Annotated in this window: 22 protein-coding genes and 1 pseudogene; 8 read left to right on the top strand and 15 right to left on the bottom strand. The window is 65.5% G+C overall.

All coding sequences use genetic code 11. The annotated features are described in order from the left end of the window. On the top strand, positions 1 to 221 hold a 221-nt coding region (locus VLR48_RS08305; protein WP_325291331.1), incomplete at its 5' end, for a hypothetical protein. Here the strand turns inward: VLR48_RS08305 and VLR48_RS08300 are convergent. After that, complete coding sequence (locus VLR48_RS08300; RefSeq protein ID WP_325291330.1) at positions 178 to 1,620, bottom strand: NAD(P)H-binding protein; 1,443 nt, start codon at positions 1,618 to 1,620, stop codon at positions 178 to 180. The genes VLR48_RS08305 and VLR48_RS08300 overlap by 44 nt on opposite strands. A gap of 95 nt (positions 1,621 to 1,715) precedes the next feature. Between VLR48_RS08300 and VLR48_RS08295 the strand changes: the two genes are divergently transcribed. The 4 genes from VLR48_RS08295 to VLR48_RS08280 all read left to right on the top strand — a co-directional run bounded on the left by VLR48_RS08295 (position 1,716) and on the right by VLR48_RS08280 (position 5,578). Further along, positions 1,716 to 3,425 carry a cation:proton antiporter gene (locus VLR48_RS08295; protein WP_325291329.1) on the top strand — a complete coding sequence of 570 codons (1,710 nt, stop codon included), beginning with the start codon at positions 1,716 to 1,718 and terminating at the stop codon, positions 3,423 to 3,425. Between the two features lie 208 nt (positions 3,426 to 3,633). Next, positions 3,634 to 4,299, top strand: a complete 666-nt coding sequence (locus tag VLR48_RS08290; protein ID WP_325291328.1) for a protein-L-isoaspartate O-methyltransferase — start codon at positions 3,634 to 3,636, stop codon at positions 4,297 to 4,299. A 223-nt stretch (positions 4,300 to 4,522) separates the two neighbouring features. Next, entirely contained in the window at positions 4,523 to 4,846 is a 324-nt protein-coding gene (locus VLR48_RS08285; RefSeq protein ID WP_325291327.1) for a rhodanese-like domain-containing protein, read from the top strand. Positions 4,847 to 4,990: 144 nt separating this feature from the next. Continuing rightward, positions 4,991 to 5,578 carry an isochorismatase family protein gene (locus VLR48_RS08280; protein WP_325291326.1) on the top strand — a complete coding sequence of 196 codons (588 nt, stop codon included), beginning with the start codon at positions 4,991 to 4,993 and terminating at the stop codon, positions 5,576 to 5,578. A 68-nt stretch (positions 5,579 to 5,646) separates the two neighbouring features. On the opposite strand, the gene waaA is transcribed toward VLR48_RS08280, so the two are convergent. After that, complete coding sequence (waaA, locus tag VLR48_RS08275; RefSeq protein ID WP_325291325.1) at positions 5,647 to 6,921, bottom strand: lipid IV(A) 3-deoxy-D-manno-octulosonic acid transferase; 1,275 nt, start codon at positions 6,919 to 6,921, stop codon at positions 5,647 to 5,649. A gap of 51 nt (positions 6,922 to 6,972) precedes the next feature. Continuing rightward, entirely contained in the window at positions 6,973 to 8,415 is a 1,443-nt protein-coding gene (gene hldE, locus VLR48_RS08270) for a bifunctional D-glycero-beta-D-manno-heptose-7-phosphate kinase/D-glycero-beta-D-manno-heptose 1-phosphate adenylyltransferase HldE (RefSeq protein WP_325291324.1), read from the bottom strand. Positions 8,416 to 8,697: 282 nt separating this feature from the next. Here hldE and VLR48_RS08265 point away from each other — a divergent pair, with 282 nt between their 5' ends. Then, positions 8,698 to 9,288 carry a hypothetical protein gene (locus tag VLR48_RS08265; protein ID WP_325291323.1) on the top strand — a complete coding sequence of 197 codons (591 nt, stop codon included), beginning with the start codon at positions 8,698 to 8,700 and terminating at the stop codon, positions 9,286 to 9,288. 35 nt (positions 9,289 to 9,323) lie between these two features. Here VLR48_RS08265 and VLR48_RS08260 read toward each other — a convergent pair whose 3' ends face one another. The 5 genes from VLR48_RS08260 to VLR48_RS08240 are packed head-to-tail and all read right to left on the bottom strand — an operon-like array spanning position 9,324 to position 13,296. Beyond that, the gene (locus VLR48_RS08260; RefSeq protein ID WP_325291322.1) at positions 9,324 to 10,613 is read right to left on the bottom strand and encodes a dihydroorotase; all 1,290 of its coding nucleotides are present in this window, start codon (positions 10,611 to 10,613) and stop codon (positions 9,324 to 9,326) included. Next, positions 10,606 to 11,613, bottom strand: coding sequence for an aspartate carbamoyltransferase catalytic subunit (locus VLR48_RS08255; protein WP_325291321.1), 1,008 nt, complete (start codon positions 11,611 to 11,613; stop codon positions 10,606 to 10,608). The genes VLR48_RS08260 and VLR48_RS08255 overlap by 8 nt, the downstream gene beginning before the upstream one ends. Further along, positions 11,610 to 12,209 carry a bifunctional pyr operon transcriptional regulator/uracil phosphoribosyltransferase PyrR gene (pyrR, locus tag VLR48_RS08250; protein ID WP_325291320.1) on the bottom strand — a complete coding sequence of 200 codons (600 nt, stop codon included), beginning with the start codon at positions 12,207 to 12,209 and terminating at the stop codon, positions 11,610 to 11,612. The genes VLR48_RS08255 and pyrR overlap by 4 nt, the downstream gene beginning before the upstream one ends. A 55-nt stretch (positions 12,210 to 12,264) precedes the next feature. Further along, positions 12,265 to 12,684, bottom strand: a complete 420-nt coding sequence (gene ruvX / locus VLR48_RS08245) for a Holliday junction resolvase RuvX (RefSeq protein WP_325291319.1) — start codon at positions 12,682 to 12,684, stop codon at positions 12,265 to 12,267. Between the two features lie 48 nt (positions 12,685 to 12,732). Continuing rightward, complete coding sequence (locus VLR48_RS08240) at positions 12,733 to 13,296, bottom strand: YqgE/AlgH family protein (protein ID WP_325291318.1); 564 nt, start codon at positions 13,294 to 13,296, stop codon at positions 12,733 to 12,735. Between the two features lie 217 nt (positions 13,297 to 13,513). Between VLR48_RS08240 and VLR48_RS08235 the strand changes: the two genes are divergently transcribed. Continuing rightward, positions 13,514 to 13,909, top strand: coding sequence for a hypothetical protein (locus tag VLR48_RS08235; protein ID WP_325291317.1), 396 nt, complete (start codon positions 13,514 to 13,516; stop codon positions 13,907 to 13,909). Positions 13,910 to 13,954: 45 nt separating this feature from the next. On the opposite strand, the gene VLR48_RS08230 is transcribed toward VLR48_RS08235, so the two are convergent. The 7 genes from VLR48_RS08230 to VLR48_RS08200 form a co-directional block, all read right to left on the bottom strand. Then, on the bottom strand, positions 13,955 to 15,073 hold the full coding sequence (locus VLR48_RS08230) for a TonB family protein (RefSeq protein ID WP_325291316.1): 1,119 nt from the start codon (positions 15,071 to 15,073) through the stop codon (positions 13,955 to 13,957). A 21-nt stretch (positions 15,074 to 15,094) separates the two neighbouring features. Beyond that, positions 15,095 to 16,192 carry an FAD:protein FMN transferase gene (locus tag VLR48_RS08225; protein ID WP_325291315.1) on the bottom strand — a complete coding sequence of 366 codons (1,098 nt, stop codon included), beginning with the start codon at positions 16,190 to 16,192 and terminating at the stop codon, positions 15,095 to 15,097. Positions 16,193 to 16,269: 77 nt separating this feature from the next. Next, positions 16,270 to 17,226, bottom strand: coding sequence for a glutathione synthase (gene gshB / locus VLR48_RS08220; protein WP_325291314.1), 957 nt, complete (start codon positions 17,224 to 17,226; stop codon positions 16,270 to 16,272). A gap of 163 nt (positions 17,227 to 17,389) precedes the next feature. Further along, on the bottom strand, positions 17,390 to 18,121 hold the full coding sequence (locus tag VLR48_RS08215; protein ID WP_325291313.1) for a 16S rRNA (uracil(1498)-N(3))-methyltransferase: 732 nt from the start codon (positions 18,119 to 18,121) through the stop codon (positions 17,390 to 17,392). A 10-nt stretch (positions 18,122 to 18,131) separates the two neighbouring features. Next, complete coding sequence (locus tag VLR48_RS08210) at positions 18,132 to 18,548, bottom strand: DUF423 domain-containing protein (RefSeq protein ID WP_325291312.1); 417 nt, start codon at positions 18,546 to 18,548, stop codon at positions 18,132 to 18,134. An 860-nt stretch (positions 18,549 to 19,408) separates the two neighbouring features. Beyond that, a complete protein-coding gene (locus VLR48_RS08205) occupies positions 19,409 to 20,041 on the bottom strand; it encodes a Gfo/Idh/MocA family protein (RefSeq protein ID WP_325291311.1) in 633 nt (210 codons plus the stop codon). A gap of 154 nt (positions 20,042 to 20,195) precedes the next feature. After that, positions 20,196 to 20,348, bottom strand: coding sequence for a hypothetical protein (locus VLR48_RS08200; RefSeq protein WP_325291310.1), 153 nt, complete (start codon positions 20,346 to 20,348; stop codon positions 20,196 to 20,198). A gap of 274 nt (positions 20,349 to 20,622) precedes the next feature. Here VLR48_RS08200 and VLR48_RS08195 point away from each other — a divergent pair. Beyond that, positions 20,623 to 20,934, top strand: a pseudogene (locus tag VLR48_RS08195) (NAD(P)/FAD-dependent oxidoreductase); the annotation flags it as partial.

Raw genomic sequence — 20,934 nt, 5'->3', positions numbered from 1 at the left:
AGATCTTCGGGAATAGTCATCCCGACAACGACAACGACAACGACAACGACAACGACAACGACAACGACAACGAGGGGAGCCTTCGACCACGTTTCCTGGCTGTGGCTCTGCCGATAGATCTTTTTCCGGAAATGACCCTAGCCGCCAGCGGTCAGCTATCAGCAGGATGCAAGCGCCTCACCGCGCCAAACGCGCGAGCCGCCCCTGATACCGCCGCATGACCATTAGATGCGCGACCGCCTGGGTCCAGAGATAGACATACCAGGGCAGGGCGGGTGCGAAGTCGTGGATGGCGGCCATGGTGTAGCGATCGTCCAGCAGGGTTTGGAACTCGAAACGGGCACGGCCCGGCCCATCCGGTCGGTTCAGCAGACCGCCGACGATGGCGTAGACCTGGCGCTGCAGGCTGCTTTCTTCGGCGAGCCATTGCAGCGTCAACAGGTGCAGGCGCGGGAAGCGCGTATAGACGCTGCATCGACCCGTCGCGTCGATGTGGGTGCAGACCATGGGCCAGCAGCAGGCGCCGAGCCAGCGGAAATAATTGCCGGCGACCCAGACCGCATCCTGTCCGGGCGGCAGAATGATCCGCTGAATGGATCGCACCAGCCGCGCCCGTCGCATGGATTCGCGGTCCTGACCTTCGATCGGTTGGCGCGGGCTCGCCAGCAGGCGCCGACCCGACGAATCGAGCGCAGCGCGTAGCGCCTCGCTGAAGGGAATCGCCGCCGTATCGATTGCGCGCTGTACCGGGTTGTCGCGAATCACGGTGTCCTGAGGCAGACTCTCCAGTGCCGGACCGACCACGGCCGACGGCGCGCCGCTGAAGAACCGGGCGGTCGCCGAGGCCACCCAGAGCGGCATCCAGGGCAGCGCCAGGATGCGTCGTCGCAGGCCGAGCACCTCGGCCGTTTGGCGCAGCATCTCCTCGTAGCTCAAGCACTCGGGACCGCCGATGTCGTAGGCGCCCCGACAGGTCTCCGGTTGTCCCAGGCAGTGGCGCACCGCCCGAACCAGATCCACGAGCGCGATGGGTCGCGTCATCGAGCGGGCGCTCGGCGGCAAGAGTAGGACAGGAAGACGCCGGACCAGATCGACCAACAGCCGCGGGGCCGATCCGCCGGGGCCGACGACCAGTCCGGCACGCAGAGCCGTGACCGGCGTGCCGCGCGAGGCCAGGACCAGCTCGACCTCGCGTCGGCTCCAGAGCAGAGGCGAGATCCGGAAGCTGTCCGGGATCAGCCCGCCGACGACAATGATCTGCTTCACCCCGTTCGCCGCTGCGGCCTGTGCGAAGTTATCGGCCAGGATGAGATCCATGTCGCGTGGATTGGCCTGCGTCAGCCGCGACGAGGGTGCCAGCGAATGCACCAGATAGATGGCGTAATCGCAATCCGCGAGCCCCGCGACCAGGTCCGGTGCGGAGAAGAGGTCGCAATGGCGCCAGGTGACGCGCTGATCCGGGTCGGGTGTTTGTGCCCGAGCAGGCGATCGGGTGAGCGCCCGAACGGAAAAGGCGTCCGTCAGGGCGCGGCAGACGGCGGTGCCGATAAAGCCGCTGGCGCCGGCGACGGCGACCCGCGGCCGACGTGGTTGGTTGGGTGACATGGCGTTCTGTTTCACCGGGGGATGTCTCGACCGAACGCCATAGCATATACCGCGTCGGGCGAACGTCCGGCTTCACATGCAACCCCGATGGAATTTGTTAGAGTCGCGACATGGAGCTCAACAGCTTTGTCCTTTCGGCGATCTCGCTGCTCACCGTGGCGGCGCTTGCCGTTGCCCTGTTCAAGCATCTGGGGTTGGGCTCGATCCTGGGGCTTTTGGTGGCGGGTATCGTGGTCGGACCGCACTCTCCCGGCCCATCGGTGACGGCGCATGTCGAGGACGTGCGCAATTTCACCGAGCTCGGCGTGGTCATGCTGCTCTTCCTGATCGGTCTGGAGATGAAGCCTCGCCGGCTGTGGTCGCTCCGACGCGAGGTCTTCGGGATGGGCTCCGTGCAGATTCTGGTTTCCGGCCTTCTGGTGGCGGGCTACATCTCGCTTTACGAGTATTCGTGGCAGGCGGCGCTCTTGATGGGGCTGACCTTGGCGCTCTCGTCCACGGCGTTGGTCATGCAGCTGTTGCACGAGCGCGGCGATCTCGCCACCCGCCACGGGACCGCGGCCTTTGCCGTTCTCTTGATGCAGGACCTGGCCGTGGTGCCGCTGCTCGCGATCGTGCCGATCCTCTCGGATGTCGGCACCCTGTCTTCGGACGTCCCCTTCTGGCAGCAGATCCTTGTCGTCGTCGGCATGGTGGCCTTGGTTTTCGGGTTCGGGCGGTATCTGGTGCCCTTCGCGCTCAAGCATCTGCTGCGTCAGCACAACCGCGAGGCCTTTACCCTGGTGGTGCTGTTGGCGGTTTTTTTGGCGGCCGGGGCGATGCACGAGGCGGGGCTCTCGATGGCGCTCGGAGGCTTCATGATGGGGATGCTGCTCTCGACCTCGCGCTTCAGCTTTCAGATCCAGGCACAGATCGAGCCCTTCAAAGGGCTGCTGATGAGCCTCTTTTTCGTCGCTGTCGGCATGTCGATCGATCTGGAGGCGATCGCGGCTCAGCCGCTGCTGCTTGCTCAGCATGTCGCAGTGATCCTCGCCATCAAGCTGGTCGTACTCTTGTTGATCGGCATGGCCTTCGGACTGCCGCGCGGCACGGCGACGCGCGTCGCCTGCATGCTGGCTCAGAGCGGGGAGTTCGGTTTTGTCCTTTTCGGCTCGGCCAAGGCGCTCGGGGTCATCGACGATGCCACATTCGTCATCGCGGTGAGCGTCATCTCGGTCAGTATGTTGCTGACGCCCTTGCTGGTGCGTCTCGGCGACGTCTCTGCGCGGCGCCTCGAGCATCGAACGGCGGCCCCGATGAGCTTCGAGTACCCCGAGGTCCCCGCGGGGCAGGCAGGGCAGGTGGGTCGGGTCGTGATTGCGGGTTACGGGCGCGTCGGTCATACGGTCGCGACCCTCCTGGAGGCCAACAACATCTCCTTTATTGCCTTCGATACCAACCCCGCCCACGTCGAGCGTGGCGAGCAGGACGGTCGCGCGGTCTATTTCGGCGATATCGGCGATGTGGAGCTCCTGGAGGCCGCCCAAATCGACAAGGCGGCACTGGTGATCCTGACCATCGATCACGGACCGACCGCCTTGCGGGCCGTCTCGCATATCCGCACCGCCTACCCGAAGGTGTCCGTGATCGCTCGCGCGCGGGATCTGGAAGCCTGCGGCAGTCTCATTCGTGCCGGCGCGACGCTGGCTTACCCGGAGGCGATCGAGAGCAGTCTGCGCCTGGGGGCCGAAGCCCTGCAGATGCTCGGCATCTCCACGAGCGAGGTCGACTCACTGCTCCAAGGCGTGCGCAGCGAGGGCTATGCGCAGGTGGTCGAATAGCCAGGCGCTGGCCTGGCCTCATGAGCGGCTGATGCTCGCTATCAGCCGCCGGCCGCCGGCCGCCGGCCGCCGGCCTCCGGTTCTCACCTACCACCTTTCACCTTTCACCTTTCACCTCTCTCCCTACCACCATCCCCAGTTGCTCGATCCGCCCAAACTCAGTAGGCTCTCCGGCCGCCCAGAACAAGAAAACGAGGACTCGATTCCGATGGAAATCACCGCCGAACGCGCGCGTTTCAATATGATTCAACAGCAGATTCGCCCCTGGGACGTCCTGGACGACCGGGTCCTCGAGGCGATGGCGGAGATTCGACGCGAGGCGTTTGTGCCCGACGCCTACCAGGGCCTCGCCTACGCCGACATCGAGATCCCGATCGGCGATGTCGCCTGCATGCTGGCGCCTAAGGTGGTGGGGCGTATGTTGCAGGCCCTCGACGTGCAGCCCGGCGAGCGGGTGCTCGAGATCGGTGCGGGGACGGGTTATGTGAGTGCTTGTCTCGCTCGTCTGGGCAGGCGGGTCATCGGGGTCGAGATCGATGCCGGTCTGGCTGACGAGGCGAGTACGCGGTTGACCGGCTTGGGCCTCGAGTCGATCGAGATCCGCACGGGCGATGCGTTGAGCGAGCCTGTCGAGGGTGGTCCGTTCGATGTGATTGCGGTGACCGGCTCGATGCCCACCGAGGCCGCCTTGCCGCTGCTCCAGGGGCAATTGGCCCCGGGCGGGCGTCTGTTCTGCATCCTTGGGGTGGAGCCGGTGATGCAGGCCGTCCTGATCACCCGGGTCGGCGAGCGTGATTTTCGCCGAGAGGCGCTGTTCGAGACCTCCACACTTGCCTTGAAGAATGCGCTCGAGGCGAGTGGGTTCGAGTTCTGAGCCGCGCTGAACCGCGTCCGGTGCGTCGATGCGGTGCTTGCGTGTGGGCTCGGTGTCGTCTCAAACGGCGGGCGTTGCAGCGGAAGCGGTTCAGGAGAAGTTAAAAAGGCGATCGAAACATTGATGGCGCGTTTCCGGTGGCCGGCTGCCGCCTTCCGAGGTTTGGCAGGTCGACCTTCGGAAACTGATGCCCGTCGGGCGTGGCTGAATACGGGGGTTGGCAATGCGTCGAATGGGACCTGGAGAGGTTGCGCAGTTGTTGGCGGCGGAGGAAGGCGAGCCGCCGATCTTGCTCGATGTCCGCGAGCCGTGGGAGTTTCAGATCTGTCGGATCGAGGGCTCCTTGTCCATCCCGATGGGACAGATCCCGGGGTCACTGGCGCGCTTGGACCCGAATCGCGAGATCGTCGTGATCTGCCATCACGGGATTCGCAGTTATCAGGTCGCGCGGTTCCTCGAGCAGCAGGGCTTCACACGCATGATCAATCTCGACGGCGGCGTCGCGTCGTGGGCGCGTGATCTGGATCCCGCGATGCCGGTTTACTGATCTTCAGCCTGTCTCGGCCCATGAGCGGCTCGAACGGGAGGCCGCTTTTTCCTTGATTCCCGTCGGGAAACTGACGCACACTCCCCTGCGTCACGGGCGATTTCGGCCACGGGCGACCCAATAACAATATCGTGAGGACACGCCATGAGTACCCATCAAGCGCAGATGCCGCTCTGTCAGAGGGCCTTCTCTCAGCTCCTGATCATCGACGCTCAAGAGCGTCTGGCGCATGCCATGCCTGCCGACGAGCTGGACCTGGTTGTCGGGAACATCAATCGGCTGGTCTCGGCCGCCAAGATCCTCGGCATTCCGGTCATCGCGACCCAGCACAATTCCAAAGGGCTCGGACCGGTCATGGCGACCATCCGCGACAACATGCCCGAGGGTGCGGATCCGACCGAGAAGACCGCCTTCTCTTGCTGCACCGCGCCCGGGTTCGAGCGCAACATCTCCGCCCATCCGGACCGGCGTCAGTTGATCGTCGTGGGCATGGAGGCGCACATCTGTATCGTCCAGACCGTCTCCGGGCTCCAGCGCTGGGGGTATCAGGTGTTCGTGCCGGCCGATGCCATCGTCTCACGTAAATCGGTGTTCAAGCAGAACGTGCTGGACCGTATGCGCCATGCCGGGACCCAAGTCGTCTGCACCGAGTCGGTCGGCTTCGAATGGCTCGGGGACTCGACCGACGTCCAGTTCCGGGAGGTGTGGTCGCTGTTCAAGGCAGACGATTGATGCGCCGGGGCGGCCGATCACGGGTCATTGCCGCGGCCCGAACATCGCTCGCCCCCGGTTGATCCGCATTAGACGGGCGTCGTCGGCAAGCGGGCTTCGATCAGGGTCATGAGCCGATCGAGTGCGCCGCGATTCGCCTCGACGACGCGACGGCCATTCTCTCCGATGCGCGCCCGCTCGGTGGCATCGCTCAGCCAGGAGGTCATGAGTCGCGCCAGCGCTTCGGTGTCGGCGATCTCCACCGCACCTTCTTCCGAGCACAGCAGCTCCGTAATGGCCGCAAAGTTGAAGTGGTGCGGGCCGATCGCGACGGGAACTCCCGATGCCGCGGCCTCCAAGAGGTTGTGACCGCCGGCCGGCACCAGGCTGCCACCCATAAAGGCCGCGTCGGCGGCGGCGAGAAAGACCGGAAGCTCTCCCATGGTGTCGCCCAGAAACACCGCCGTGCTCGGTGTGCAGGGCTCTTGGCGACTGCGACGGGCGAGGGTCATGCCCTGCCGTGTCACCAGCTCGGCGACCCGATCGAAACGCTCGGGATGGCGCGGAACCAGCACCAGCAAGGCATCGGGTAACACCGTTCGAATGTGTTGGTGAGCATCGAGGATGAGCCCGTCTTCCCCCTCGTGGGTGCTGGCCGCGACCCACACCGGGCGTTGGCCTCCCCAGGTGCGTCGCATCGCCTCGGCCTGATCGACCAGGCTCGCCGGTTGGCGCAGGTCGAACTTGATGCTGCCCGTGACCTGGACCCGGTCGGGATCGGCCCCCAGTGCGACGAAGCGACCGGCGTCCGGCTCCGCTTGGGCAGCAATCAGGTCGAAGCCTTGCAGCGTCTCGCGGGTGAGACGTGCGAGCCGTCGATAACCCCGCGCTGAGCGTTCCGAGAGCCGGGCGTTCGCGAGGATTACCGGGATGCCGCGTTTCGCGCAGGCCGCCAGCGTGTTGGGCCAGATCTCGGTCTCCATGACGATCAGCAGCTCCGGGGTCGTTCGGCTCAGGAATCGGGCGAGGATTCCGGGGAGATCGTAGGGCGTATAGCGGTGCGCCACGCGGTCGCCGAAGCGCTCGCGCAGCCGCTCGGCGCCCGTGGGTGTCGTGGTCGTCACCAGGACGGACAGCGGCGGGTCACGCTCGATCAGGCGCCGAATCAGCGGCTCCGCGGCCTGGACCTCGCCGACCGAGACGGCATGGATCCAGACCGGCGTTGCCGGCCCTGCGGGGCCGAGCGCGAGCCGCTCGCGCACCCGCCGCCGATAGGCAGGTGACTTGAGGCTGCGCCAATAGAGGCGTAGGAGCGCGAGCGGCAGCAGCAGGCGCAGCAGGAAGGTGTAGAGGCGTCGGGTCATCGGCGAGTGATCGTCTCGGTGTGCGGTACGGAGCGGCGCTTTTGCACGGGCTCAGGTCCGCGGCGCGGCAGCCCGGATGTTGCTCAGGATCCGCGTGGTGGAGCGCCCAGGCAACAGATCGAGGACGCGGACCTCCCCGCCGTTGGTACGCACACAGTCCGCCCCGGCGATCTCATCGGTCAGATAGTCTCCGCCCTTGACCAGCAGGTCCGGCTTGACCCGGCAGATGAGTGCCTCGGGCGTATCCTCGGAGAAGGCGCAAACCCAGTCGACCGACGCGAGACCGGCGAGCACGGCCATGCGTTGCTCGATGCCGTTGATCGGTCGCTCCGGGCCCTTCAGTCGGCTCACCGAGGCATCGTCATTGACCGCGACGATCAACCGATCGCCGAGTCGCTTGGCCTGCTGGAGATAGGCGACATGGCCCTCGTGGAGGATGTCGAAGCAGCCATTGGTCATGACGATCCGCTCGCCGGCAGCGCGCGCGGCCTCGACCGCGTCGATCAATGCCTCCTGGTCCAACACCGTATGCCATTCGCTGCCCCGATAGGCGCGCTCCAACTCGCGTGCGGCGACCGTCGCGGTGCCCAGCTTGCCGACCGCGAGACCGGCCGCGCAGTTGGCCAGCGCGCAGGCCTCGTCGAGTGCGACGCCTGCGCCAAGCGCGGCGGCCAAGGTCGCGATCACGGTGTCGCCGGCACCGGTCACGTCGAACACCTCACGAGCCCGTGTGGGCAGGTGCAGTGCTTCGGTCTCCGGGCGCAGCAGCAGCATGCCGCGCTCGCCGAGCGTGATCAGCATGGCCTCCAAGTCGAGCTCGGCACGCAGCCGCTGGCCCCGCTCGATGAGCGTGACATCGTCGGTGCAGATGCCGACGATCGCTTCCAGCTCGGCCCTGTTCGGGGTCAGGAGTGTGGCGCCGCGGTAGCGCGTGAAATCCAGTCCCTTGGGGTCCACGAGCACCGGTTTGCCGTCCGCCAACGCTATTGCGATCAGCCGCTGCGGGTCGGCCAGTGTCCCTTTGGCGTAGTCCGAAAGGACCAAGAGGTCGCAGGTATCGAGCGCCTCGCAGACCAATACTGGAAGCGGGTCGTCGGCGAGCGGCGTCAAGGGCGCCTCGAAGTCCAAGCGGATCAGCTGTTGATGCTGACTCAAGACCCGCAGCTTGGTGATGGTGGGCACATCCGAGCGTCTGTGCAGGCGGGTGTGGACGCCCTGCACATCGAGCCGTGCTGCCAGCACATCGGCCGCGTCGTCGTTGCCGGTCACTCCAGCGAGCGTGACATGGCAGCCCAACGCGGCCAGATTCAGCGCCACGTTCGCCGCACCGCCCGGGCGGTCGTCCACCCGCGCGACGTGCACGACCGGCACCGGTGCCTCGGGCGAGATCCGACGGGTCGCACCGCTCCAATAGCGGTCGAGCATCAGGTCGCCGGCCACCAGGATACGGGTGCGTGAAAGATCCGGAAAAGGATGAGTCGAGGTCGGGGGCAAAATGGGCTCCAGGCGAGAGGACGCGACGAGTCTAGCCGGAAGGCACGGAGTTTTCGAGGCGAGAAGCGAGGAGAGAGAAGCGAGGAGTGAGAAGCGAGGAGCGAGAAGCGAGAAGCGAGTAGGCGGCGAGGTCTTCCCCTCGAGACTCAAACCACTCACCACTTACTCCTCACTCCTCACTCCTCACTCCTCACTCCTCACTCCTCACTCCTCACTCCTCGCCTCTCCTTTTAGGTTTATGCTCTCACGAACTCAACAGGATTGCGTTGGAGGGTCATCGTCATGGGCCAAGCCGCACTCAAGCAAGAGGTCGACACGCTGCGGGAGTACATGAAGGAGCTGAGCTACCAGGCAATGCGCACCGAGATGTCGCTTGCCCGTCTGTCCGAGGAGATGCTCGCGTTCAAGGACGAAAACAGACGGGAGCGTCAGCGCATGAACAAGCAATGGGGCGATCTCGCCAATCGCCTCGGCACGCTGGTCGAAGACATCGTGGCGCCCAATCTTCCGCGGGTGGCGGCCGAACTCTTCTCCTGTCCCGTGGCGGATCTGTTCGGGGTCCGCGTCGTGCGCCGCTTCGGGGGCGAGACCCGCGAGTACGATGCGCTTCTGGTCTGCCCCGAGGTGGTCTTGGTCAACGAGACCAAGTCTCGCCTGACGGACGCCCATGTCGAGGGCATTCTCGAACGCCTGGCGGAGATCCCCCTTGTCTTCCCGGAGTATGCCGATCGTCGCGCTGTCGGCATCCTGGCGAGCCTCTATCCGGACGCGAGTGTCGTGCGTCGTGCTACGCGCCGTGGCGTTCTGGTGATGGGCATGGGGGACGAGACCATGCAGGTCTTGAACCCGGAGGCGCTTGAGTCCGGAGGTTGAGGGCGCGCCGGAACGGGCGCTGCCTCGATCAGCGATCACTCCCGCTCGAAAACGATGCGTCCATCCAGCACCGTGGCCATGACGCGCCCGTGCATCTGGGTGTGGAGAAAAGGACTGTTCTCGCCGTGGCTCAGGAGTGTCTCCGGGGTCGGGATCCAGCAGTCATTCGGATCGAAGAGACAAACATCCGCGGTCGCCCCGGGCGAGAGATGCCCCAGGTCCAGACCCAAGATCTCGGCGGGACCGACGGTGAGTCGGGCGATGACGCCCGGCAGATCGAGCACGCCTTCGGTGACCAGTCGCAGCGCGAGCGGCAGCAAGGTCTCGAGCCCCGAGATGCCGGGCGCGGTCTCGGGGAAGGGGAGCAGCTTGGCATCGGCATCGTGCGGCTGGTGGTCCGAGCAGATGGCGCCGATCTCGCCGGCCGCGAGTGCATGACGCAGGGCATCGCGGTCCGCCCGGGTGCGCAGGGGCGGCACCAGGTGACAATTGGCGTCGAAGCCGTCCAAATCCTCTTCGGTGAGGAAGAGTTGGTGGATGGCGACGTCGCCGCTTGCCTGCACCCCGCGGCCGCGTGCCGCAGCCAGCATCACGGTCGCCCGAGCTGTCGAGAGACCGCGGAAATGGATGCGAGCACCGGTCTGCCCGGCCAATGCAAGGTCGCGGGCAACGGCGACCGTCTCGGCGGCCTCCGGGATGCCGGGAAGTCCGAGTCGGGCGCTCACGCGGCCTTCGTGTGCACAGCCGCCGCTGGTCAGGTCCGGGTCTTGCGGATGCAGGAAGAGCGTCAGCCCGAAGGTGGCGGCGTACTCCATCGCACGTCGCTGCACCTGGGCACTGCGAATGGGCCGATCAGCCTGGCTCAGCACCGGGCAGCCGGCGAGCTTGAGCGCGGCCATCTCGGTGATCTGTTTGCCGTCGAGGTCTCGGGTCATGGCGCCGGCCGGCACGACACGCGAGAAGCCGAGCCGCTGTGCGGTGTGCTGAATCAGCTGCGCGACGGCCGGTGTATCGATGACGGGCGAGGTGTCGGGCGGGCAGCAGAGGGTCGTGATCCCGGACGCCGCCGCCGCCCGAGTCTCGCTCGCGATCGTCGCCTTCTGCTCGAGACCGGGCTCGCGCAACCGTGCGCTCAGGTCCACGAATCCCGGACAGACGATCAATCCCCGCGCATCGAGGACGCGCTCCGGTTGGAATCCCGGGGGCGCCTCGCCGATCGCGAGCACGCGCCCGTCGGCAAGATGCAGATCGGCCTCTCGGTCGAGCCGGTTGGCCGGGTCGATCAGGCGCCCGCCGCGAATACTGATCCGCTCGACCTCAGCCATGGGCCTCACCATCCGTCTTGCCGTCCGACTGCAGGGCGATGTTCTGGGTGCCGATGCACATGGACATGACCGCCATGCGGATCGCGATCCCGTTGGTGACCTGCTCGAGGATCACGGAGTGGGGTCCGTCGGCGACCTGTGACTCGATCTCGACCCCGCGATTGATGGGGCCGGGATGCATCACGATGGCCTCGGGATGGGCCACGCCGAGGCGCTCTTCGGTGAGGCCGTATAATTGGAAGTACTCATGCTCGCTCGGCAAGAGCGCGTTGGTCATGCGCTCTCGTTGCAGGCGCAGCATGATGATGACGTCGACATCGCGGATCCCCTCGCGCAGATCGTGGTAGACCCGCACGCCGAGCGCCTCCTCGGCGAATGCCGGAATCAGGGTGCGCGGGCCGATCACGCGCACCTCGGCCGCACCCAAGGTGTTGAGTGCGAGGATCTGGGAGCGCGCGACACGCGAGTGCAGGATATCGCCGACGATGGCCACCCGAAGGTTCGCGAAATCACCCTTGTGGCGGCGGATGGTGAACATGTCCAACATGCCCTGAGTGGGATGGGAATAGCGCCCGTCCCCGGCATTGATGACGCTCACGTGCGGTGCCGCATGGGCGGCGATGAAATGGGCCGCGCCGCTCGAGGCGTGGCGCACCACGAACATGTCGACCTGCATCGCTTCGAGGTTGCGCAGCGTATCGAGCAGGGTCTCGCCCTTGGCGGTGGCGGAGGTGGAGATGTTGAGGTTGAGTACGTCCGCGGAGAGCCGCTTGGCGGCCAGCTCGAAGGTGGTACGGGTGCGGGTGCTGGTCTCGAAGAAGAGATTCGCGACGACCTTGCCGCGGCACAGCGGAACCTTCTTGACCGCCTGTTGCGTCACCCCGAGAAAGCCTTCGGCACGGTCCAGGATCTCGACCAAAAGTGCTCGGCTCAGCCCCTCGATCGTCAGAAAGTGTTTGAGGCTGCCCTGGCCGTCGAGCTGCTGGTGGCCTGTCTTCATCGACGGGCCTCGCCCTTGGCGCCCTTGGCAGGCGAATCGACCGACGCCTTGTCGGTCTTGGTCGCCGATGTCTTCGCGCTCTGCCCGCGCAGCAAAACGAGCGGGTGCGGTCCGCTGAGCTTGATCTGCTCGCCCGCCTCCAGCTTGGCATGCAGGCCGACGACGTTCGGCTCGATCGGCAGCTCGCGCCCGTCGCGCTCGGAGAGGGTGACCAGGATGACCGAGGCCGGCCGGCCGTAGTCGAACAAGATATTCAGGGCGGCGCGGATGGTGCGACCGCTCTGCAAGACATCGTCCACCAGGATCAGGTGGCGGTCGTCGATCCCGAACGGCAGATACGAAGGGCGCACCTGCGGATGCATCCCGATGCGGGTGAAGTCGTCGCGGTAGAAGGAGATGTCCAGATGACCGAGCGGCTCGGTCAGCTCCAGCACCTCGTGCAGTCGATCCGCAACCCAGACCCCGCCGGTGTGGATGCCGACCATCAAGGGGGCCTTGATGGCGCGCAAAGCGATCAGAGACCGCAGCTCTTCGCCCATGCGGTCGATGATGCTCTCGATCTCCGAGCTGTCCTTCCAGATCTCGGAATTGATCACGGTCGAATGCTCACGGTGGGGTCTTCCTGAAATCGGACTGGACGGAGTGTCGTGCTCATGCCGCGTTTTGCTCGCATAGCCAGGTCTCCAGAATCAAGGCTGCCGCAACCGCATCGACCGCGTCCCGATCGGCGGAGCGTCCGCGCGGCGTCTCGGCGAGCTGTCGTCGCGCCTCGATCGAGGTCAGACGTTCGTCGATGAGATGCACCGCGAGGCGGAACCGTCCTTCGAGCTGGCGCCCGAACCGATGGACCTGAGCGGACCAGTCGACCTCCTTGTCGTCCATGGTAAAGGGCAGCCCCAAGACGAATGCCTCGGGTTGCCACTCGCGCACCAAGGCGGCGATCCCGTCCCAATCCGGCTTGTCGTTGCGGCTGCGAAGGGTGACCAAAGGCGTGGCCGAGCCTGTGATGGTTTGGCCGACCGCGATGCCGATCTTGCGCGGACCGAAGTCGAAACCCAGTAGGGTGGTCATGCGGTTCTCGAACGAGATCGATCCGGAGAGTGCCCGTCAAGACACGGCTTACGCGTGTCCGGCTTCGCCGCTGAGCAGGTTGAGATCGACCCCCAGCAGTTGCGCCGCGGCGAGCCAGCGCGCACTCGGGTCCATCCGAAAGATGATCTCGTGACTGGCCGGACCGCTCAGCCAGGCGTTGGCGCTCATCTCCTGCTCCAATTGACCGCTGCCCCAGCCGGCATAACCCAAGGCGACGAGGTTCTGCTCCGGGCCTTCGCCCGAAGCGATGGCCTCCAGCACGTCTCGCGAGGTGGTGACGCTGATATCCGATGTGATGCTCAGGGTCGAATCGAAGGTCGGTCCGGCGGTGTGCAGCACGAAACCCCGGTCGGTCTGGACCGGCCCACCTTGATAGACCGGGATCTGCTCCACACTCGGGCGCAACGCGACGATCTCGAGCTGGTCCAACAGCTCGCCGAGCCTGACATCGAGCGGGCGATTGATCACGATGCCCATGGCGCCCTGATCCGTGTGCTCACAGACATAGGTCACCGTTCGCGAGAAATTCGGATCCTGAAGACCCGGCATCGCGATCAAGAAGTGGTTGGTGAGCGAGGTGCTGAAGGACATGGTGTTAGTATCCCGGTCGGGGAGATCTCAAGCAAGCCCGAGCATGGGCTCGCGGCAACTGGATGTCCGGGTAAGGGTTGTGCAACAATTTGTGTTCACGGGCTTGTGAGTCCACGAGCCGCAGAGGATCTCGGCGGTCTTCTGGTCGCTTTTTGGTCGCATCAACGCATCTGCGATGCGACCGACACGGGAGCCAAGCCTCGGGGAGGTTCGACGAATGGCCTTAGCCAAAGAAGATATAGCGTTCATCAAGGAGCATCTCGGCGAGTGGCTCGCCGAGGTCTCGCTCGGCAAGCCGCCCGCCGTTTACGAGATTGAGCTGCGCGAGCGCATGGTGCGGGTCGAGGAGGAGCTCAAGCATCAACGCGAGCTGATGCGCCAAGGGTTCGCGCAGGTCGAAAGACGTTTCGAGCAGGTCGAGAAGCGTTTCGAGCAGGTCGACAAACGCTTCGAGCAGGTCGACAAACGCTTCGAGCAGATCGACAAGCGCTTCGAGCAATTCGACCGTCGATTCGACGAGCTGATCAAACGCAACGATCGCCATTTTCTGTGGTTGATTGGCTTTATCACCACCATCGCCGCTTTGATCATCGCCGCCGGCAAGCTGCTCTGACATCGAGGGGATCCCCGTGCCTGATTCGCGCCCGTACTGCCCTGCTCATTGTTCCCACCCCAACCCGCCGCCGCGCAGAAACTGCCAGGTCCGCACGATGTCGAGCACGTCGGTCTCCGCGGCGATGTCGGGCGGGAAGGGCGCATAGGGCGCCGCCAGCTCCACGATCCGCACGGCCGCCTCGTCGAGAAGCTCGTAACCCGACGAGCGTACGACCCGGATCTGCTCGACACTGCCGTCGGAGCGCACGGCGACATGCAGGATCAGGCTCCCGAACATGCGTTGATCCCGGGCCGCTTGCGGATAGTTGAGGTTACCGATGCGCTCCACTTTGCGGGCCCAGGCGCCGAGATAGCTGGCGTACCGAAATTCCCGCGTGCTCGCACTCACCGATTTGCGCCGGACCCGGCTCGCGTAGGCGGCGGTCTTGGCCTGGAGGTTCGCCGTGAGTCGGTCGATTTCCTTGCCGCGACTCGCGAGGATCGCAGCCGCGTCGACCGGCGTCTCCCGCGAGGCCATCGGGTCGGGCGGAGGAGGTGGCTCGGGTTTGGCCTCGGGTGCGAGTTCGGGTGGAGGCTCCAATCGCGCAATCGTCGCGAGCTCAGGAGGAGACCGCTCGGCTGTCTCCGTCGGATCCGGAAATAGGGTCTCCACACCGATGGGCTCGCGAGGTGGATCGACAGCGGTTGCATCGAGAGTGCTCGGATCTACCTCGGCGACGGACGTGTCCGGATCGCCCGGCGTCTCTAGGTTGGCTTCGGGCTCCGCCTCGAGAGGCGTCTCCTCGACCGATTCCGGCCGCGTCTCCGGGATGGCCGGAGGCTCTGTCGCCTCGACATCTTCCGAGACGATCGCGACCGGATCGTCGAAGACCGCATTCCCGCTGGACGACACGCCCGACCGGTCGAGTCGAGAGAGGGCCGCGTCCGGGGCCGTGGCTGTCGGACTCGGTCCGGCATCGCGCAGGATGAGGATCTCCAGCGCCGACTCGGCGACGGTGCCGGCCTCGGGTGGGTGTGTTCCGAAGGAGACGAGGGCGATCGCACCGGCATGCAGCAGCGATGCGGCCAACAGGGCCGTCAGGAAGGTCGCTCGCGAGGGGGCGTGACCAGGACTAGCGACGAGCGCGCGTGGAATCTCCGGATCGGGCGAGCGGATGGGCATGGATGTGGATCGAAATCGGGATCAAAGGTCAGTCGCCCCGGGCGCCGCGGTCGACTGCATCCTCGGCGCGACCGGAGCAGCGCTGTCGACCAATTCGATCCGATCGGCCATCGCTTCGTTCATGTGAAGGGTCCCTTCGGCATCGACGAGAAGGACATAGCCGATGTCCATCGCGCGCGCCACCGCTTCCCACTCGGTCGGCCCCGCCACGAACATGGCCGTGGCAGCCGCAGCTGCAGTGGTCGCATCCCGATGCAGGACGGTCACCGAGCGGGTGCCGCGCGCGGGCGACCCGGTTCGCGGATCGATAATCGCATGGTAGATCTCGCCCTTGAACACGAAGTTCCGGTCGTAGTCGGCCTTGGTGATGAGGCTTTCGTCGCCGCGCATCGGCACGATGGCGAGCACGCCCGAGCCGCTGGGTCGGCGAATCGTGATCCGCCAGGGCTGGCCGCTGCGATCGCCGATCACCCGGACCTCGCCGCCGGCCTGCACCAGTGCGCTCTTGATCCCGAGCTCGCGCAGATGCTCGACCGCCAGATCCAGGGCATGGCTTTTGGCGATGCTGTCGAAATCCAGCTTGATGGCCGGGTTGTGGCCGTGCAGCTCGAGCCCCTCGATATCGATCTGGCTCATCCCGGGCGCGGCCGCGACCAATCGCTTGATCTGCTGTTCGGGCGGCGGCGGGCGGCTGCGCACCGCGTCGGCATGGAACCCCCAGAGATCCATCAAATAGCCGATGGCGGGATTGAAGAGTCCGCCGCTTTTTGCCTCGAGCTCCTTGCTCAGGCGCACCAGCGGCATGGTCGACGGGGAGGCCACGAAGGGCTCCTCGGTCAACAGCAACTGATTGACCCGTCCCATCGGGCCGGGCTGCCAGGAATGCCATGCGGCCTCTAGAAAGGCGAAGTCCTGCTGGACCAGGGAGGCCGCCTGTTGTGCCTCTTGTCGGTCGATGTTGACCAGGCTGAGGTCCACCTGACCTCCAAAGGCGTCGAAGCGTATGGTGGTCACCGGGGTCTCTTGTCCGCAAGCGGCGAGTCCGAAGAGGGCTGCGGCAATCGTATACAGAAGCGGCACGCGCCGAAGCCGGCCGGGGCGGGAGGATGAATACAGCACGGACACCTCCGGGAAAAGGGTTGCCGGTCGCGCTCGCTCGCGAGGCCGAGCGGGCCGGGTGAGCGGTGGGCGAGGTCTCAGGTACGACGCATGACCCTGGCCTGAATCGCGTCCATCAGATCCCCCGCGATGTCGGTTCCGTAGGCGGCGTCGATCTCGCGGATACAGGTCGGGCTGGTGACGTTGACCTCGGTCAGGTAGTCCCCGATCACGTCCAGACCGGCGAAGAGGATCTCGCGGGTCCGTAACTCCGGGCCGACCTGTGCAGCGATCCAGCGATCCCGCTCGGTCAAGGGGCGCGCCTCGGCGGATGCCCCGGCAGCGAGGTTGCCGCGGGTCTCGCCCGGCGCCGGGATGCGTGCAAGGCAATAGGGCGCGGGCTCGCCGTCGACCATCAGGATGCGTTTATCCCCGTCGCGGATCTCGGGGATGAAGCGCTGGGCCATGCAGAAACGTCGGCTATGCAGCGTGAGGGCCTCGATGATGACGCTCAGGTTCGGATCGTCCGCGCGCACGCGAAACACCGAGGCCCCGCCCATGCCGTCGAGCGGCTTGAGGATGATGTCGCCGTGCTCGCGATGGAAGTCCCGAATTGCCGCGGCGCGGCGCGTGATCAAGGTGGGCGGTGTACACTGAGGAAAGGCCGCGGTGAAGACCTTTTCATTGGCGTCGCGCAGACTGCGCGGATGATTGACGACCAGACAGCCGGCCGCCTGGGCCTGCTCGAGGAGATAGGTCGTGAAGATATATTCGATGTCGAACGGCGGATCCTTGCGCATCAACACCGCCCCCAGCTCGTCGAGCGGGCGCTCCGTCTCGGCACCGAGACGATACCAACCCGCCGGATCGTCCGTGACCTCGAGCGGGCGCCTCCGCGCCAGGGTGCGTCCGTCGCGCAACGACAGATCCGCCACCTCCATGTACCACAGCCGCCAGCCGCGCCTCTGCGCGGCCAACAACATGGCGAAGGTACTGTCCTTCTTGATGTTGATGGATCCGATCGGATCCATCACGACGCCGAGATCGATAGACATGCGTCCGAGTGTACTTCAGTGGCCGGGGACTTGTCAGGGATGACGACGACATTGCCGGCTCCCGTCGACCCGCTCCACCGGTTTCAACCGCGCCCGGCGCGCTATTCGATTTTTTGACGGGATCGGCCCCGGCAGACTTGACGAGCGTTAGAGCTGGCGCGGTTTAGTCGCCCAGATCTCCCCAGAGCGCTTGGATCACGGCGATGGCGGCAAGCGGGGCCGTCTCGGTCCTCAGGATTCGTGGCCCCAGTCGCACCCCCTCCAAACCCCGAGCCCGTGCACTCGCGCGTTCGCGTGGGCTAAGCCCTCCTTCCGGGCCGATCAGCAGGGTGATGGTCGCGCCCGGCGCAGGCAAAGCGGTCAAGGGCCGAGCGCCCTCCGGGTCGAGCAGCAGTCCGCCGCCCGCGTGGTCGCTCAGCCAATCCGAGTAGGTGACGGCAGGGGCGAGATGCGGCAGCCGTCGCCGGCCCGATTGCTCGCAGGCCCCGATGAGGATGCCGCGCCAGTGATCCAGACGCCGCTCGAGTCGCGGGCCGCTCAGGTGGACCTGGCTGCGCTCGGTGAACAGAGGCGTGATGCGACCGACGCCGAGCTCCACGGACTTCTGCAGGGCGTAATCCATCCGCTCGCCTTTGGAGACGCCGAGCGCAAGGTGGATGTCCAGCGGCGCAGTCGGCTCCACCGCTTCGGGCGTGCCGACTCGGACGCTCGACCCGCTGCGGTCGGCTCGGGAGAGTTGCCCCGGATAATCACATCCGTCGCCGTTGAACAGCACCAAGGGCGCATCGGGAGGCAGACGCAAGACCTGGGCGAGGTGACGGGTTTGAGCCGGCGGCAGCTCGAGGGACGCGCCCGGCTCCAACGGCAAATCGACATAGATGCGCGGAATTCTCATCGGCGAGACGTCAATCCGCTCCGGGCCGCGAATCTGCTGCGCTGCGCATTCGGACACCCCGGGCACCGGCGACGAGCAGCCCCCAGCCTGCAAGGAGAAGCAGACCGCCCATCGGGGTGATCATCCCGATCGCACGCTGATTCGTCAGCACAAGCGCAAAAAGGCTGCCGCTGAAAAGCAGGATGCCGACCAGGAAGGCCCCGGCGGCTCGGTGGACGAGCCGATCATCGGGCCGCTGCAGCAGCCACAGCCCGCAGGCCAGGATCGCAATCGCGTGCAGGCCCAAATAGTCCGTTGCGGTAGCCCAGTTCGCAAGTCGCTCCGGGCTCACAAGGTCACGTAGACCGTGTGCCCCGAACGCCCCCAATGCGACCGTGACGAACCCGCAGGCCGCACCGGTCGTTAGCCAAAGGCGTGGTCGATTCATCTGGGTTCTTCCGCCGATGATTTTCTCTGACGATCCAGGGGTCATCGGAACCACCTACATAAGGCAGATTTATGAAAGCAGGCCAAATTTCTGTTTTGACCGCGAGGGGGGCTGTCTCTACCCTCGCCCCACCATGTCGACCGAAGCCGACGCGAAATCGTCCGCCTCCGAGAAAGGTTGCGCGGGGCAGGCCATCAGCGACGGGATGCCGCGGGTCGAACGACCGAAATCCGAAGAGGTTCGGGATTAAGACTAGCTTCCGAAAGCACCGATCCGCCTGCCGTGTCGTCGTCAAGGTCGGCAACCAAGGCGACCGAAGCACCGGCAGCTCGAGCATCGTCCGACTTACGTGGGGGGTAAATACGTGCGATCGCTGCAAAGGTCAAGAAAAGACCGCTTGCATGGATCTCCGCATCCGCGACCTGATGAAGCCCATTCCGCGAGGACAAGCCACGATCCCGGCTTTGACTCTCGGACGGACGACAACCTTGTAGACGAGGAGAACTTGAACGGCTCCGTCGACTCGGTCTACGACAAAGAGACCAAGACCTGGACCTGCTTCAAGCGCGCCCACGTCGATGCAGTTGACGAGAGTAAACTGTTCAAATAACGAAGCCAACCGGGCCCAGTGCCCCGAGTCGGCTCGCCATTGACCGGGCGCTGCAAGGCGTCCGGTTTTTTTGTGTCTGCGTTTGACTCGCCGCGACCGGCGGCTGCGCGTCCACGCTCATCACTCGGCCTTCGGCGAAGCCCGCCATGCCCAGCTCGATCAGGCGGATCACCTCCAGCGCGTCGGTCGCAAGGACCGGATTGGGCGCGCGCCCGAGTATCGCGTCTCGCACACCGGCGTAATAGCGGCCTTAGTCGCCCTTATCGCTCGCATAGAGACGTCGCACCAGGCCATCCGGGCCCGTCGGGGTGGCCACCGTCAGGGTCCCGGGCGACGAATCCTCGCCCCACTGCGCCCCGTCGCGAGCAATCCCTGCCTTGAGCGCCGCCTCCTGCGGATCGAGCCCGAACGTCTTGAAGCTTCCGCCTGTGCCGTGCAGCGCGAAACGCGGGCCGGGGTCCGCGGCCAATGCACTTGCGTGCAATACCACGCGCATTGCGTCGTAACGCAGCACTGCATGAAACCAGTCGTCGGCGAGGGCGCCGTCGCGCTGTCGGGCGAGATCCAGCGCAATGGTCTCGGGCATGCCGAACAGGCACAGCGTCTGGTCGATGAGACGGGCGCCGAGGTCGTACCAGAGCCCGCGGCCCGGCGCACCGGATTCGCGCCAACGCACCCGGACTTCGGGTCGGAAGCGGTCGAAACGGGATTCGACATGGGTGAGTCGGCCCAGCTCACCGGATTCCAGCAGCCGTCGGACCGTCAGGAAGTCCGCATCCCATCGGCGGTTGTGGAAGACCGAGAGGAGCCGCCCCGCCGCCTCGGCGCGTTCGACCAGGTCCTCCGCCTCGCCGATGTTCAGCGTAAAGGGTTTGTCGACCACAACATGTTTACCCGCCGCGAGCGCTTCGGCCGCCAGCGGGTGGTGTGTCTCGTTCGACGAGGAGTGCCCGGGCGACCTCCTGTGCGAGCGGCCCGTAACCGCTGAGCTGAACGGGGTAAACGCCATTGAAGGAGCCATCCGCGAAGGCGACATCCTACAGGCTGCCTTGGATCTCGATACCCGTCAGGCCGCTGATCACGCCGTTGTCCAGGGTGAAGGATTGCGCATGGGCCGAAACTGCCGCCGCGAGGCATAGGGCCATCATGCCGGGACGGAATCCGTGATCGAAAATGCGTTTTATCGTCATAGTGCTCTCCGGTTGGGATCGATGAACGACGTGGCCTCGCGCTCGTCGGAGCGCCATTGAAACGCACGGATGTTCATCGCGCATTGTGAAATGTAGAGAAAAAGCGTCGGGTACGATCCGTTCCTTTTTTGGTGCACCGTCGCCTGTTATCGTCATCCCATCGATCGAGAGCGGATGCCGCCCGATGGCGTCGAGTGCATCGAGCGTGCGTCGACCCGGCCCACTTCATTCGACTGAAGCAGCGCCCGCTGCAATACCCCGTTGACGGGCCGCTCGTTCCGAGGCGACCGAGATCGACCGGGTCGCCAAAACCGTCACCTATCGGGGTCTGCCGACCGGCGAGCAGCACACCGTCCCTTACGATCGACTGGTCATCGCCACGGGCGCAACACCGCTGCGCCCGTCCGTGCCGGGCATCGAGCTCGAGGGTGTCACGACGCTGCACTCGATGGCCGATGCGGATGCCCTGCGGGCGGTCCGCGACGAGAAGAAGGCAACCAAGGCCGTGGTCGTGGGCGGCGGTCTGATCGGGTTCGAGGTCTGCGAGGCGCTGCGGCTCGCCGGGATTCACACGACCGTGATCGAG

It is taken from the genome of Thiocapsa sp. (assembly GCF_035467215.1).
In the GTDB taxonomy this organism is placed as follows: Bacteria; Pseudomonadota; Gammaproteobacteria; order Chromatiales; family Chromatiaceae; genus Thiocapsa.
The sequence above is the reverse complement of the archived record's forward strand: the minus strand, read 5'-3'. Positions and strand labels throughout refer to the sequence as shown.

What these genes read in the sequence shown, in the direction of transcription:
- VLR48_RS08295 (WP_325291329.1), top strand. Translation starts at nt 1,716, where the DNA reads ATGGAGCTCAACAGCTTTGTCCTTTCGGCGATCTCGCTGCTCACCGTG.
- VLR48_RS08290 (WP_325291328.1), top strand. Translation starts at nt 3,634, where the DNA reads ATGGAAATCACCGCCGAACGCGCGCGTTTCAATATGATTCAACAGCAG.
- VLR48_RS08285 (WP_325291327.1), top strand. Translation starts at nt 4,523, where the DNA reads ATGCGTCGAATGGGACCTGGAGAGGTTGCGCAGTTGTTGGCGGCGGAG.
- VLR48_RS08280 (WP_325291326.1), top strand. Translation starts at nt 4,991, where the DNA reads ATGAGTACCCATCAAGCGCAGATGCCGCTCTGTCAGAGGGCCTTCTCT.
- waaA (WP_325291325.1), bottom strand. Translation starts at nt 6,921, where the DNA reads ATGACCCGACGCCTCTACACCTTCCTGCTGCGCCTGCTGCTGCCGCTC.
- VLR48_RS08265 (WP_325291323.1), top strand. Translation starts at nt 8,698, where the DNA reads ATGGGCCAAGCCGCACTCAAGCAAGAGGTCGACACGCTGCGGGAGTAC.
- VLR48_RS08260 (WP_325291322.1), bottom strand. Translation starts at nt 10,613, where the DNA reads ATGGCTGAGGTCGAGCGGATCAGTATTCGCGGCGGGCGCCTGATCGAC.
- VLR48_RS08255 (WP_325291321.1), bottom strand. Translation starts at nt 11,613, where the DNA reads ATGAAGACAGGCCACCAGCAGCTCGACGGCCAGGGCAGCCTCAAACAC.
- ruvX (WP_325291319.1), bottom strand. Translation starts at nt 12,684, where the DNA reads ATGACCACCCTACTGGGTTTCGACTTCGGTCCGCGCAAGATCGGCATC.
- VLR48_RS08240 (WP_325291318.1), bottom strand. Translation starts at nt 13,296, where the DNA reads ATGTCCTTCAGCACCTCGCTCACCAACCACTTCTTGATCGCGATGCCG.
- VLR48_RS08235 (WP_325291317.1), top strand. Translation starts at nt 13,514, where the DNA reads ATGGCCTTAGCCAAAGAAGATATAGCGTTCATCAAGGAGCATCTCGGC.
- VLR48_RS08230 (WP_325291316.1), bottom strand. Translation starts at nt 15,073, where the DNA reads ATGCCCATCCGCTCGCCCGATCCGGAGATTCCACGCGCGCTCGTCGCT.
- gshB (WP_325291314.1), bottom strand. Translation starts at nt 17,226, where the DNA reads ATGTCTATCGATCTCGGCGTCGTGATGGATCCGATCGGATCCATCAAC.
- VLR48_RS08215 (WP_325291313.1), bottom strand. Translation starts at nt 18,121, where the DNA reads ATGAGAATTCCGCGCATCTATGTCGATTTGCCGTTGGAGCCGGGCGCG.
- VLR48_RS08210 (WP_325291312.1), bottom strand. Translation starts at nt 18,548, where the DNA reads ATGAATCGACCACGCCTTTGGCTAACGACCGGTGCGGCCTGCGGGTTC.
- VLR48_RS08200 (WP_325291310.1), bottom strand. Translation starts at nt 20,348, where the DNA reads ATGACGATAAAACGCATTTTCGATCACGGATTCCGTCCCGGCATGATG.